The 13,986-nt window shown below is 64.5% G+C and carries 8 protein-coding genes and 1 pseudogene; 7 read left to right on the top strand and 2 right to left on the bottom strand.

What is annotated here, in order from left to right; all coding sequences use genetic code 11:
- The 4 genes and pseudogenes from M3461_05900 to M3461_05915 all read left to right on the top strand — a co-directional run bounded on the left by M3461_05900 (position 1) and on the right by M3461_05915 (position 7,222).
- A pseudogene (locus tag M3461_05900) lies at positions 1 to 196 on the top strand (reverse transcriptase domain-containing protein).
- Between the two features lie 169 nt (positions 197 to 365).
- Positions 366 to 3,773, top strand: a complete 3,408-nt coding sequence (locus M3461_05905; protein ID MDQ3773917.1) for a transglutaminase family protein — start codon at positions 366 to 368, stop codon at positions 3,771 to 3,773.
- A gap of 16 nt (positions 3,774 to 3,789) precedes the next feature.
- A complete protein-coding gene (locus tag M3461_05910; GenBank protein MDQ3773918.1) occupies positions 3,790 to 6,333 on the top strand; it encodes a circularly permuted type 2 ATP-grasp protein in 2,544 nt (847 codons plus the stop codon).
- Between the two features lie 7 nt (positions 6,334 to 6,340).
- Complete coding sequence (locus M3461_05915) at positions 6,341 to 7,222, top strand: transglutaminase family protein (GenBank protein MDQ3773919.1); 882 nt, start codon at positions 6,341 to 6,343, stop codon at positions 7,220 to 7,222.
- A 355-nt stretch (positions 7,223 to 7,577) separates the two neighbouring features.
- On the opposite strand, the gene M3461_05920 is transcribed toward M3461_05915, so the two are convergent.
- Entirely contained in the window at positions 7,578 to 8,126 is a 549-nt protein-coding gene (locus M3461_05920) for a hypothetical protein (protein ID MDQ3773920.1), read from the bottom strand.
- A gap of 546 nt (positions 8,127 to 8,672) precedes the next feature.
- Entirely contained in the window at positions 8,673 to 9,080 is a 408-nt protein-coding gene (locus M3461_05925; GenBank protein ID MDQ3773921.1) for an arsenate reductase ArsC, read from the bottom strand.
- Positions 9,081 to 10,294: 1,214 nt separating this feature from the next.
- On the opposite strand from M3461_05925, the gene M3461_05930 reads away from it, so the two are divergent.
- The 3 genes from M3461_05930 (at position 10,295) to M3461_05940 (ending at position 13,860) form a co-directional block, all read left to right on the top strand.
- On the top strand, positions 10,295 to 11,554 hold the full coding sequence (locus M3461_05930; GenBank protein MDQ3773922.1) for a hypothetical protein: 1,260 nt from the start codon (positions 10,295 to 10,297) through the stop codon (positions 11,552 to 11,554).
- Between the two features lie 834 nt (positions 11,555 to 12,388).
- Complete coding sequence (locus tag M3461_05935; protein MDQ3773923.1) at positions 12,389 to 12,649, top strand: hypothetical protein; 261 nt, start codon at positions 12,389 to 12,391, stop codon at positions 12,647 to 12,649.
- Between the two features lie 605 nt (positions 12,650 to 13,254).
- Positions 13,255 to 13,860, top strand: coding sequence for a hypothetical protein (locus tag M3461_05940; protein MDQ3773924.1), 606 nt, complete (start codon positions 13,255 to 13,257; stop codon positions 13,858 to 13,860).
- The last annotated feature ends 126 nt before the right edge of the window (positions 13,861 to 13,986 follow it).

Below are 13,986 nucleotides of genomic sequence, written 5' to 3' on the forward strand. Positions count from 1 at the left end.
GGGGAGGATACCACGCCCAACCGGTGGAGCGGGTCTATATCCCGAAGCCCGATGGCCGCGAGCGCCCTATCGGTATACCGACGCTGGAGGACAAGATCGTCCAGCGGGCGACGGTGGAAGTGCTCAATGCGGTCTGCGAGGGGGACTTTCTAGGGTTCTCTACGGGTTCCGGCCGGGACGGAATCCCCACGACGCTACGTTCTGTGGGAGCCGGGGGCGGGTGACCGCCTCCGGCGACCCGGTGGGTGGCGGGTAACCGGTATCCCTACCGCGACTTGCACAGACGGCCCACCTGACCCACCCTACGGAGCGTGAAGCGATTGGGTCCGGGCCCACCGCAAGACAACTCCTGAAAGACCAAGAACATGGCCATCCGAGTCGCCCTGAACCACAAGACCGAGTATCGCTACGACCGCCGCGTGCGCCTCTCGCCGCACATGATCCGGCTCCGGCCCGCGCCGCACACCCGGACGCCCATCCTCGCCTATTCGCTGCGCGTCACGCCCGAAAAGCACTTCATCAACTGGCAGCAGGACCCGTTCGGCAACTACCTGGCACGCCTGGTGTTTCTCGAGCCGACTCGGGTCTTGTCCATCGAAGTGGACGTGGTGGCCGACATGACGGTCATCAATCCCTTCGATTTCTTCCTGGAAGAGTATGCCGAGCACGTCCCGTTCGACTACGCACCCGAGTTGCGCCGCGACTTGGCCCCCTACCTCAAGGTCCGAGAAGACGGTCCCAGGCTCAGGGAGTGGATCACAGGCATCGACCGCTCGCGGCGCATGACCAATGACTTCCTGGTCGCTCTCAACCGGTGCCTGTGCGGCGACATCCGTTACACCGTCCGGATGGAGGCCGGTATACAAAGCTGCGAACACACCTTGGGCAAGGCGCTGGGATCGTGCCGCGACTCGGGCTGGCTCCTGGTACAGGTGCTGCGGCACCTGGGCCTGGCCGCACGCTTCGTCTCTGGCTATCTCGTGCAGCTGGTGCCGGATATCAAGTCGCTGGACGGGCCCTCGGGTCCGGAGCGCGACTTCACCGATCTCCATGCCTGGGCCGAGGTCTATCTCCCGGGCGCCGGCTGGGTCGGACTGGATCCCACCTCGGGTCTCTTCGCAGGCGAAGGTCACATCCCGCTCGCCTGCACACCGGATGCGCGGAGCGCCGCGCCGGTCACGGGCTCTACGGACGAGTGTCAGGTCGAGCTCAGCCACACGAACACCGTCACGCGCCTGCACGAGGACCCGCGCGTCACCAGGCCGTACACCGACGCGGCCTGGGCGGCCATCGACGCCCTGGGCCGCGCCATCGATGCGGATCTGGCGCGCGATGACGTGCGACTCACCCTGGGGGGCGAGCCGACCTTCGTGTCCATCGATGACATGGAGGGGGCGGAGTGGAACCTGACCGCGCTCGGCGCGCACAAGCGCCGGCTGGCGGAGGACCTCATCAAGCGCCTGCGCCGGCGCTTTGCCCCCGGGGGGGTCCTGCACTATGGCCAGGGCAAGTGGTATCCGGGGGAGTCCCTGCCGCGCTGGGCGCTCGGCTGCTTCTGGCGCAAGGACGGCGCCCCCGTGTGGCGCAATGTCGAGCTCATCGCCGCTCCCCATCGGAGCGACGGCCCAGCTATGATGACAATGGGCCCGACCCAGGCGGCGCGCTTCGCCGCCGATCTGGCGCAGCGCCTAGGCGTCGGCGAGCGTTACGCCATCCCGGCCTACGAGGACGCCTTGTATTACCTCTGGAAGGAAGGCGGTGTGCCGATCAACCAGGAGCCGCTCATGGCCGAGCTGAAGCTCCCGGAGGCGCGTGAGACGCTGCGCCGCGCCCTGGAGCGCGGGCTCGACACCCCCGTCGGTTACGCTCTGCCGATCGAGTGGGACTACGGTCAGGACGTGTGGCGCAGCTCGCCCTGGCAGCTCCGGCGCGGGCACCTGTTCCTCTTGCCCGGTGACGCGCCGATGGGGATGCGCCTGCCGCTGGAAGCCCTGCCCCATGTCGCCGCGGACGAGCGTGAGCCCGCCGCCGAGCCCAGCCTCTTCGAGCCGCGCGCGCCGCTCGGGGACATCCACGGCGAGGTCACCATGCGCTATAGCCAGGTCCTGGCGCGCGGGCAGGCCATGCCAGGCGTGATGGAACAGGGGCCCGCCGATGTGCGCCGGCAGACCGCCGCCAAGGTGGTCCGGACGGCGATCTGCGTCGAGCCGCGCGATGGACGGCTGTGTGTGTTCCTGCCGCCGCTCGCCTATCTCGAGCATTATCTCGCTCTGGTGGCGGCGGTCGAGGCGGCCGCAGAGGCGCTTCGGATGCCGGTGGCGTTGGAGGGTTACGAGCCGCCCCGTGACTCGCGCCTGGAGCGCCTGCTGGTGACCCCGGATCCGGGCGTCATCGAAGTCAACATCCACCCCTCGCGTGACTGGCCGGGTTTGGTCACCGTGACCACGGCCCTGTACGAAGAGGCCCATCTGGCGCGGCTCGGGACCGAGAAGTTCATGCTCGACGGCCGCCATACCGGCACCCAGGGCGGCAATCACATCACGCTCGGCGGCGCCACCCCGGCCGACAGCCCGTTCCTGCGGCGGCCCGATCTGCTTCGGAGCCTGGTGACCTGCTGGCAGCATCACCCCGGCCTGTCCTACCTGTTCGCCGGGCTCTTCGTCGGGCCCACCAGCCAGAGCCCGCGGGTCGACGAGGCGCGCCACGAGGCCCTCTACGAGCTGGAGATCGCCTTCAATCAGATGCCGGAGGGCGAGGTGGCCCTGCCCTGGCTGGTGGACCGGCTCATGCGCCATCTGCTGGTAGACATCACCGGCAACACCCACCGCGCCGAGTTCTGCATTGACAAGCTTTACTCCCCCGACAGCGCCGCCGGGCGGCTCGGGATGGTGGAGCTCAGGGCCTTCGAGATGCCCCCCCACGCGCGCATGAGCCTGGTGCAGATGCTCTTGGTGCGCGCCCTCGTCGCGCGCTTCTGGCGGAAGCCCTATAAGCACAAGCTGGTGCGCTGGGGCACGGCCCTGCACGACCGCTTCATGCTCCCGCACTATGTATGGGCGGACGTGCGCGAGGTGGTCGGGGAGCTCTGCGAGTCCGGCTATCCTTTCGATCCCGAGTGGCTCGCGCCGTTCTTCGAGTTCCGTTTCCCGAGCTACGGCATGGTCCGGATCGGTGAGATAGAGATCGAGCTGCGCGCCGCCATCGAGCCCTGGCATGTCCTCGGGGAGGAGGTGAGCAACACCGGCGTGGCGCGCTTCGTCGATTCCTCCGTGGAGCGGCTGCAGGTCAAGGCCATCGGGCTCACCGACGAACGCCATGTCCTCTCGTGCAACGGCCGGCGCGTCCCGCTCGGCGCGACGGCGACCCAGGGCGAGGCGGTGGCAGGGGTGCGCTACCGGGCTTGGCACCCCCCTTCCGCGCTGCACCCGACCATCGGCGTGCACTCCCCGCTGGTGTTCGACCTGATCGATACCTGGAACGGGCGTGCCGTGGGCGGCTGCACCTATCATGTGGTCCACCCCGGGGGGCGCAGCTATGCGATCTTCCCCGTCAATGCCTATGAGGCCGAGACCCGCCGGGTGAGCCGCTTCTGGGCCCATGGCCACACCCCCGGGGTCCTGGAACCGCCCCCCGATTTCGCGCGCTACGGGCCAATTACAAATAAATATAAGTTCTACGCGGAAGGCCATCCCCCGGGCCCCATGGCGCCGCCCGCCGAGGAGCGGAACAGGGAGTACCCGAGCACCCTGGATCTGCGCCGGCCCCCGGAATGAGCTAACGCCAGCGGACATGCAGAGCACCGCCGACTATTTCAGCACCGCGCAGTACGGTCCCGCGCACGGGACCTACGACGAAATGTACCTGCCGGACGGGAACCCACGCGCACACTGGCGCTACCTCGCACCGGCACTCCTCGCCCTGGGCCCGCACGAGCTCGAGCGCCGCGCCGACGAGGTGCGGCGTCTGGTGCGCGAGCACGGGGTCAGCTACCACGTCTACGGCGAGCCCGAGGGCAGCATCCGGCCCTGGGAGCTCGACCCCATTCCGTTCGTCATGAGCAGCCACGAATGGGCCGGCATCGAGTCCGGGCTGGTGCAGCGCGCCGAGGTCCTGAACCTGGTGCTGAAAGACCTGTACGGACCGCGAGACCTCATCAGGAAGGGCCTCCTCCCGCTCGAGTTGATCTATGGCCATGGGGGATTCCTGAGACCCTGCGCCGGTGCCGGTTTTCCCAGCGCGCATCCCTTGGTGCTGTACGCCGCCGATCTCGGCCGCGCGCCGGACGGGCGCTTCCAGGTCATGAGCGACCGCACGCAGTGCCCCTCGGGCGTCGGCTATGCGCTGGCCAACCGCATGATCGTCTCGCGCTGTCTCCCGAGCCTGTTTCGCGATGCCCAGGTGCATCGACTGTCGCTGTTCTTCCAGGGCCTCAGGATGACGCTGGCGGGGCTGTGTCCCAACCGCGACGGCATGCCGAACGGCGAGCCGCGCATCGTGCTCCTGACTCCCGGCCCGCTCAACGAGACCTATTTCGAACAGACCTATCTGGCCGGCTATCTCGGCTTCACCCTGGCGCAAGGGGAGGACCTCACGGTGCATTCCGGCCGAGTATGGTTGCGCGCCCTGCAGGGCCTCGAACCCGTGGATGTGATCCTGCGCCGGGTCGATGATCACTACTGCGACCCGGTTGAGCTGTGGCCCGAGTCGCGCCTCGGGGTCCCGGGGCTCTTCGAGGCGGTGCGGCGCGGCAACGTGGCCGTCGCCAACCCGCTCGGCAGCAGCGTCCTCGAGAACCCGGGACTCAACTGCTTCCTGCCCCGCATCGCCCGCCACTTCCTGGGCCGGGGCCTGGATCTGCCCTCGGTGATGACCTGGTGGTGCGGGGAGCCGGGCGGCCGGAGCCATGTGCTCGCGCGCCTTTGCGATCTCGTGATCAAGCCCATTTACCGGGAGTTCGGGAGCCGGCCGGTGTTCGGACCGCTGTTGAGCGCACGCGAACGCGACGCCTGGGCGGACCGCATCCGTGCCCGTCCCTATGCCTATGTCGGGCAGGAGGTCCTGCACCCCTCGGCCAGCCCTACCTGGGTCGATGCCCGGATCCTGGCCTGCCAGACGGTGTTGCGCAGCTTCCTGGTGGCGCGTCCGGACGGTTATGTGGCGATGCCCGGGGGCCTCGCGCGCGCCGCCCCCGACCGCGGCCCGTGTCTCATCTCCAACCAGGCCGGGGCGATCGGCAAGGACACCTGGGTGCTGGCCTCGGAGCCAGGGCAGCAGGTGAGCCTGTGGACCCCGGAGACGCGCGCCGCCGTGGCGCCCGCCCTCCGGGTCCTGCCCAGCAACGCGGCCAACAACCTGTTCTGGCTCGGGCGTTATACCGAACGCGCCGAAGGCACCCTGCGCCTCCTGCGCACGGCGCTCGAGGTGTGGTCCGGCAGTCCCCTTAATTGTTGTAGTGATTACCGGGACTTCGAGCGCCTCGCCTGTGCCGGTGAGCTCCTGGGGGTGCTCGCACGCACCATCGCACCCGGCCCGGTGCCGCCGCCGGCGGAGGTTCCAAAGGTCGTCGAGGCCGTGTTCGGGCCCGAGGGCTATGGCGGGCTTACGCATGACCTCAATGCGGCGTTGCAATCCGCCCAATCGGTACGCGACCGTCTCGAGGAGGACGCGCTCAGGGTGCTTTACGAGGTCCCGGAGCACCACACATCGCTGTCCGGCCGCACGCCCATCGAACACCAACACCTCGATGCGCTCATCACGGCCTTGGTCGCGTTTTCCGGGATCCTCACCGACACAATGATCCGGGGTCAGAGCTTTGCCTTCTTCGACATCGGCCGGCGCCTGGAACGCGCCCTGGGGCTCTCTGCCGCCCTGCGCGCCACGCTCCTGCGCGGCCCTTCGCCCGCACCCGAGGGCCTCCGGCTCGAGGCCACCTTGCGGGCCCAGGCGAGCCTCCTCACCTACCGGCGCCGCTACCAGCCGGTACCCGATCTGGCCGGGGCGCTGAGGCTCTTGATCATGGACCTGGCCCATCCGCGCGCGCTCGCCTTCCAGCTGGCGTGCCTGCAGGGCCACCTGGAGTCCCTGCCGAGACCCGTGGCTGGCCCGCTCGGCAACGAGCGCGCGCTGGTCCGGGAGGCCGGCAACGCGGTGAGCCTGGCGGATACCGCCTGCCGCTCGGACTCTTGCGATACGGAGACCTTGCGCCGCTTGCTGGAGCCGGTGCTGTCCGAGGTCGAGCGCCTGCTCCGGCTGTGCTCGGACGAGCTAACGGCCAGGTACTTGGCAGATACCTATGTTCCACAGCGCCTCTTGACCGAGCGGGCGGGAAGCTGACAGGCCCGTGCGCTACCGCGTGGTACATCACACGGAGTACCGGTACGTGCAGCCGGTCGCCCTCTGTCACAACGAGACGCACCTGAGACCCCGGGCGGTGGCGCACCAGCGTTGTCTCTCGCACGCGCTCGTGATTGACCCCGAGCCCGATCTGGTCTCGGAGCGGGAGGACTTCTTCGGCAATCCGACCGCCTCCTTCTCCATGCAGCGCGGTCACAGCCATCTCTCGGTCACGGCCACGAGCGAGGTCGAGGTGGGATCGCCAAAGCGGCCCGGACAGGTGCCGGATGCCCCCTGGGAAGAGGCCGCCGAGGTCCTGCGCCACGACCTCGACCCCGAGCGCCTCGAGGCCCGCCAGTTCATCCTGGACTCGCCGCTCTGCGAGGCCGCGGCCGACATCACCCGGTACGCGGCGGTATCGCTGCGCCCCGGCGGCCTGCTCCTCGAGTCCGTGGCCGAGCTCAGCGCGCGCATCCACCGCGATTTCGCCTATGTGCCGGGATTCACCAGCGTCACCACCCCGCTGTCGGTGGTCCTGGAGCACCGCCGCGGGGTGTGCCAGGACTTCGCCCACCTGGCCATCGCCTGCCTGCGCGCCCATGGCCTGGCCGCGCGCTACGTCAGCGGCTATCTCGAGACCCTGCCCCCGCCCGGCCAGGACAAGCTCATCGGCGCCGATGCCTCGCATGCCTGGTTCGCCGTGTATCACCCCGGTCTCGGCTGGTTCGACTTCGACCCCACCAACAACCACTGCCCCGATAATCGCCACATCACCGTCGCCTGGGGGCGGGATTACGGCGACGTGACCCCCTTGAAGGGCGTGGTCTACGGCGGCGGCCAACAACAGGCCACCGTGTCCGTCGAGGTGATCAACCTGGCCGAGGGGTGACCGGCCACCCTGCCCTATCGCGATCGGGTTCCGGCCAGCGCTGTCGAATGAAGGGTACCCGGCGCGCACCAGAGTGCGGCGCGTAGGCCGGCAAGCGTGGTCGTCTGTCGGTGATCATTATCGCGGCTCCGATGAGCCACAGCCGCGAGCCACGACACGATTATGAAATCTACGAGGCCTATACATGCGAACGTCGAACGATACGGTACTTCGCAGGGCGCGGAGCGCGCTGACGGCAGCTCTTATGCCTATGCTCGCGCCCGCTGCGAGCGCTGAGATATCGGTCGCAATCCTTGATTTCGAGCTGAACGACATCACCGGGTTACGCGCGCCGGAAGAGCAGAGACGAACGGCGTCACTCGCTCCACTGCTGCGGGATGCCATGAGCCAGATGAATGGCTACGACCTGACCGCCATCGAGCCGGATGCGCAGGTGCGCGCCAACGCCGGCGTAGGCTATCTGTTCAATCAACCGGAAGCCGCCGCTGCGCTTGCGGAAGCATCCGGAGCGAAATGGGTCGTAGTTGGAATGTTGCAGAAATCGAGCTATCTGTTCGCCTACGTCACCGTACGGGTTTCGAATGTCACGACAAAGCAATTGATCGGCGAATTCAAGGCGCTGCTTGCCACCCACCTTCTGGATATAGTGGCGTCGCACCGCCCTGGCACGATACCGCTTGCCTTTCAACCGCTCCACCAAATCCTCGATGTTGGCATCGGGCTCCTGCTCGTAGTCCCGGGCCATGACCCGGTCTATCCCGCTGACCGCGGACTTGTTCAGCCCGCGCCAGGCTTCCTTCAACGCTGTATTGAAGGCGACCGGAAGAATATGGAAGAAGAGATTCTTGGTCTCTTGAAGGATCAGGGTAAGCGTATCCGACAGGATGATGGTGAATTGCGGCAATTAACTCTATCTAAGCCTACGAGTGTTAATAACGGTTTCGTTATCGGCCTTCGTTACGACAAGAGAGACGGAACGCTAAGCTGAAGACCTTTTTACTGTGGAAACGGGGAGTCCGATTAACAGCTACTACAAGGGCTCTCTTCAACAACGATGGACCGAGTACCGACCTCTAGCTCGGCGCGGCTGATCTTGTTTCGTTATTGTGCCAAGCGAAGCTTGGCGTATCTTGCGGGGTGCAAGTCGCCGTCGGGTAAGGGCCAACCACCCACCCGTATCGAGTGTTGCGCCTGCGGCGGAGCGCCCGAATGGTAAGGACACTATGAGGAGCGTGAACAAGGCGGTTCCAGATGTCTTAATTCTGGAAACGCGTCCTTCGTAGCGGCAATTAAATCGTTCATGGTTATGGCCCCTAATAAAACGTCGCCGGCAGTGCGTGCGCTGTCTGGCCACGCCGGAACTGTTCGCCGAGGCCCAGCACTGGGAGCTCCTTCTGTTCTAACTCAGTCGTGGGGGCTGGGGGTTAAACACCCGGCTACCCGATTAGATTTAGATGGCCCCGAGCTCAGCAAGGGCGGCTTTAACTTTGCTCTCGACCAAGTCGCGCACCTTCCGAAACTCGTCCTGGGAGGGTTGCTGGAGGTCCGGGATGTTCCAGTCCTTCCACCGCTTGGCATGGATCATCGGGCAAGCATCGCCGCAACCAATCGTCGCCACGAAGTCATACTCCACGTCCGGGATCTCGGCGAGCGACTTCGACGCATGACGACTCAGGTCGTACCCCAACTCCCGCATCGCCTCGATGGTCTGCGGGTTAATGATTCCGGACGGTTGGGAGCCCGCACTATAGGCCTCCACGCCCGCTCCGCCGTGAATCCGAGCGAATGCCTCGGCCATCTGGCTTCGGTTTGCATTTTCGACGCAGACGAACAGCACGCGCTTGACCGGAACGCTCATAAGCGCGCCTCCTCGACGGGAACCGCCCGGCGGCAACCGGGCTCTCGGATGTACCGGCAGGCCGGGACTGCCAGACTCGCGCCGAGGGTCGGACCGGTAAGATAAACGTCGGGGCTAGAGTCACTGGTGATCTTGCAACAAGCGTGAGCAAGCAGGTCTCGCTCGTGCGGCGGCAAGTCTGAGCGCAAAACAACGTCGTACTGTGGAACGAGAGAAGACATATGACTCCTAACGAAAGATCGGTTCAGAGCCACATATCATCGGATCGGATCTGGGGTTTGTCAATCATCCCGCTCCTTCCGCCGTCACGTACTTCACCAACGCCTCGTGTACGGCCTTCGCGAGCCTACGACTACGTCATCAGAAACGGCGGAGACATACACGTCTGGGTTAGCACAAGCCGGGTCGCGGTCTAGCGCAAGGAGCGTGCTCCTGATGCAGATGCTGGGCGTGTCACCGCCAAGCACTTCGGCTTCAAACATCCCGCTCCCCCCGCCGCTTCTTGTTCCGGTCCAGCAGCCGCAGGAGCTGCTTGTTCGGCGATCCAGGCATGGTGGGCTTCCCGGAGGTCGAGAAAAGCGACCAGCGGTCTGAGTCAACGATGACCCGTCGAGTCAAGGCCGAAATCCTCCGAGTATTCCGGATTGGTGCCCAGGTCCATCACCGCTGAAATCAACGACGCCGCAGTAGGTCCGCATCCGATCGTGCAACGAAGGCGATCGGGTGGCGTCTTGCTCCGGCGGTTCCCCCACACAGGCGCGAAGTAGCTCAACGGTTATGGCTCTCACCGGCCGTCCTTTGGCCTTGACCCTGCGGTATAGCTCGTCGGGGATCTCGCGTCGCTTTCCAGCCTGGCCGCATCGCAGGGTGATCCGACCGGAGTAACGCTCCACCGCCTTGCTTCCCGCACCATCCGGTGGCGGAATGGCTCGCGGTGCTGGAACCGAAGGATCGAGCCGGCTGACAGTGGACGTCAAGCAGTCGGTATACCTTGTGCATTCTCCCCGAACCGACGCTTTTCTGACAACGGGACGGCGTTGCTACGGACGTTGGAAACCCTAGGCTGTTCGCATTCGGTTGCTTTCATGCCGCCTGAGTGCTCCATGCGAAAAAAATGCTAGAATATGTGCGAGAGTTTCGCGTGCCGGGGCCGCCCCGGCGATCGGGACCCTTCCTCATAGTCATAATACCGCTATCGGCGTGGAGGTTTTGATATGGTAAACACCAAGCGTGGGCGTTTCACGTCCGCATTCTGGCGATCGCTCGGCGTGTTCTTGCTGAGCATACCCATGGGGGCAAATGCCCTGGAAATCAGCAATGGCGTCCCTGAGGGTACGGTAGGCCACTACCGAGTGGATGTCACCGCCGGTGGGGAGACCCGCACGGCATTCGTCACCGCGGCGCGTTTCGCTTCCAACGACATCTTCACCACGGAAGTCGTATTTGATTATTCGAGCCTTGTCGATCCCGGAAATGACGGGCTTGGATTCAGCCTTTCGAATTCCGATATCGTTACAGGTCCATTTGCAGATCCCAATAACCCCAACATCGTGACGAGCTCCGGGTCATTCTTCGGGGTGAACCAAAACGTCATTTCGTGGACGGCGGTCAGCTCTATCGCGCCCGGCGCGCAGGTCATGACAACCACCTACACATTTACCGCGGCGACTGGGGCTCTCGGTCCCTTGCGCTTTTTGCAGTATCTGGACGAGGATGTCCAAGGTGCCGGGGATGATGTGTTTCTCCCCGTGGGTACGGCGGCCGGCAACGATCTGGAGCTTTTCACTTTCGACAACACGGACGTGTACGGGCTGAGCCATTCCGGCGCTCTGCTACCGGGGACCGAGCTGCTGAACGCCGCATTCGCTGGTTGGGCGGCCGATCGTTTCAACAACATGCGACCCCTGATCACGGGCGCGGGCCAGCCCGTCTCGCCTGATGGAGTCATTACCAACCTGTTAGCCCTCCAGCACCCGCAGCTCGGGCCCGTCTTTGGACCGGCTGATGTCGTTTCTGTGCTGGCCTGGGACGTGGACCCGAATGCGCCGAGTGCCGTCATCACCACCTCTTTGGGCGGGATCCCGATATCGCAGCAGACCGTCGAGGCCCGCCCCGTGGGTAGCCAGATCCGTTGTAAGGGCAGGAACTGTACGTTTCAGGCCACGTGCATCTTACCTCCGTCCCCGGGAGCGCTCTGCACCAATCGGATCAGCCTGACCGTTGGCAGGAACGCCCTGCGCTCGAGCGAGGATACGTCGGTGAGGCAGGTGAGGCAACGGAGACGCCTATTTGCGTCCGGGGCCGCTGCCGTCCCGCCGGGACAGACCGCACCCGTTCGACTCCGGCTCACGCCCTCGGGCCGCCGATTCGTACAGTCGACCACAAAGAAGAGACTGAGAGGTCTGATGGAGGTCCGGAACGTCGCCGGGACGACTGTCAATTCGATCCCGTTCACGATCAGGATCAGAAGGTAAGGCGGCCGAGAGGCAGCGAGTCGCCTCTTTGGGGCCTGGCGGATGGATCACGTCCGCCAAGCCCCTTGCCCGTGGCTGGGCCTCGGGCGATGTGCCATCATTCCTGAATGGCGGTGCTATCGACAACCGGATCGGCAACGGACCCCGGGGCCATCGTCGCCGGCGTCGTCTTCGACGCCTATCCCTACAGCCTCCTCGGGATCATCCTCGCCATCGAGGCGATCCTGATCACCAGCTTCGTCCTCATCAGCCAGAAGCCAGAACGCCCACCAGGACCAACGCGCCGAGCTCGATTACGAGGTCAACGTGAAGGCCTATCGCAAGCTCGGCGAGATCCAGGCGGCGCTCGGCAAGGTCATGGACCGGCTCGATGCATTGGAAAGGAACACGCGAAGCGGCTGACCTGAATGGCCGCCGTGCGCGGGCCGCCGCCTTCCTGAATTGCTGTCAAATCGACAACGAATGGTGATCCAACCCCGGTAACGCTCCACCGCCTCGCTTCCCGTAGTATCCGGTCGAGATCGGCCTACTCCACACAGGCGCACACCATCCGCGCTCTACCAACTTCCGCCGGCTGACAGTGGATGTCACGCAGTCGGTATACCTTGTGCGTTCTCGCCGAACCGACGCTTTTCTAACAACGGGACGGCGTTGCCGGCGACGTTGAAAATGCTTGGCTTTTCGCATCAGGTTGCATTCATGCCGCCTGATGGTTCCATGCGGGAGCCCACTGGAACCGGTGCGGGATGCTGAACGGTTTCGCGTGCCGCGGTCGCTCCGGCGATCCTGAGTCTTTCTTATAGTCAAAATACCGCTATCGGCGTGGAGGTTTTTATGGTAAACACCAAACGTGGGCGTTTTACATCCGCATTCTGGCGATCGATCGGCGTGCTCGCGCTGAGCGTGCCCCTGGGCGCAAATGCCGTTGAAATCAGCAATGGTGTTCCTGACGGTACGGTAGGCAGTTACCGAGTCGATGTGCAAACCGGCGGGGAGACCCTTACGGCCGTCGTCACAGCGGCGCGTTTAGCTTCCAACGACATCTTCACTACGGACGTCGTGTTTGATTACGCTAGTGGAGTGTCCCTTAAATAACTTGACAGATTCTCTGGCAATTGCTATGCTTACGGTCATGCCGAACACGAGGCTGTCGATCGAGTTGAAACGGCTGAACGGACGCAGCTCGAAAAGTGGCAGTCCTCACATGGGGCCCCGAGGGAAAAACAAGAAGGGATAATCTGTAAAGTTATTCAAGGGACACTACACTAGCTTTGTCGATCCCGGGATCGACGGGGGAGGATTCCGGCTTTTCGGGTCGGAACCAGTTCCAGACTCCAATAACCCGAACATCGTTACGAGCTCCGGGTCGTTCATTGGGGTCAACCAGAACGTGATTCTGTGGACGGCGGTCAGCTCAATTGCGCCCGGCGCACAGGTCATGACGACTGCGTACACATTTGCCACACAGAACGGGGATCCCCTCGGTCCATTGCGCTTTCTGCAGTATTTGGAGGAGGATGTCCAAGGTGCTGGGGATGACGTGTTTCTGCCCGTGGGTTCGGCGGCGACCGGAGATCTGGAGTTGTTTACCTTCGATAACACGGACGTCTATGGACTGAACCATTCCGGTGCCCTCTTTCCCGGTCCTGATCTGCAGAACGCGTCAGTTCGCAGGCTGGGCGGCCGATCGCTTCAACAACATGCAACCGCTGATCACGGGCAACGGCCAGCCCGTCTCGCCCGCTGGCGTCATTACGAACCTCCAAGGCTTCCCGCACCCTCAGCTCGGCGGCGCCTTTGGGCCGGCTGACATCGTTTCCGTGCTGGCCTGGGATGTGGATCCGAACGCTGCTCGCGCGGAGATTACATCCAGTCTGGGCGGAGAACCGGCCGTTGTTGAAGCCGATCCCGCCGACACACCGATCCGGTGTCAAAGTAAGGCTTGCGACGTCCTCATCGTCTGTATCTCGGCGGATACGGTGGAACCGTGTAACAACCGCATCAATGTATCAGTCCGCCGGCCGCGCTGCTCGAACGCGACCGAAGGTTCGCGCCAGCGGAGCGACGGCACGTCGGGGAACGCGGCAGGGATAAATCAGTTGGCTTCCCGTGTTGCAAACATCCCGTTCGCTGCCGGTGTTGCAAACGTCCCGTTCGGTCAGACCCAGAACGTCAAGCTTAGACTCACCACGAGGGGGAGGAGAATCGCCCGGTCAGGAGTTAAAAGGCTTCGGGGCACAATGGAGATCAAGAACGTAGCTGGTTTTCCTACCGTAAGGATACCGATCCGGATAAGAATCAAGTAGTCCGCCGGAGCGGTCGCGTAGCGAGACCGACCGCTCGCTTGTGTCCCAACGGGGACTCCTCAGCATATGGCTCCGTCGGGTGGCCCGCCGGGGCTTGGCGGATCACGGTCCCAGCCAGGCCCCGGC

The organism is Pseudomonadota bacterium, from assembly GCA_030860485.1.
Lineage (GTDB): Bacteria > Pseudomonadota > Gammaproteobacteria > JACCXJ01 > JACCXJ01 > JACCXJ01.

Coding starts and splice junctions, on each gene's coding strand:
- M3461_05940 (MDQ3773924.1), top strand. CDS start 13,255: ATGCAACCGCTGATCACGGGCAACGGCCAGCCCGTCTCGCCCGCTGGC.
- M3461_05935 (MDQ3773923.1), top strand. CDS start 12,389: ATGGTAAACACCAAACGTGGGCGTTTTACATCCGCATTCTGGCGATCG.
- M3461_05930 (MDQ3773922.1), top strand. CDS start 10,295: ATGGTAAACACCAAGCGTGGGCGTTTCACGTCCGCATTCTGGCGATCG.
- M3461_05905 (MDQ3773917.1), top strand. CDS start 366: ATGGCCATCCGAGTCGCCCTGAACCACAAGACCGAGTATCGCTACGAC.
- M3461_05925 (MDQ3773921.1), bottom strand. CDS start 9,080: ATGAGCGTTCCGGTCAAGCGCGTGCTGTTCGTCTGCGTCGAAAATGCA.
- M3461_05910 (MDQ3773918.1), top strand. CDS start 3,790: ATGCAGAGCACCGCCGACTATTTCAGCACCGCGCAGTACGGTCCCGCG.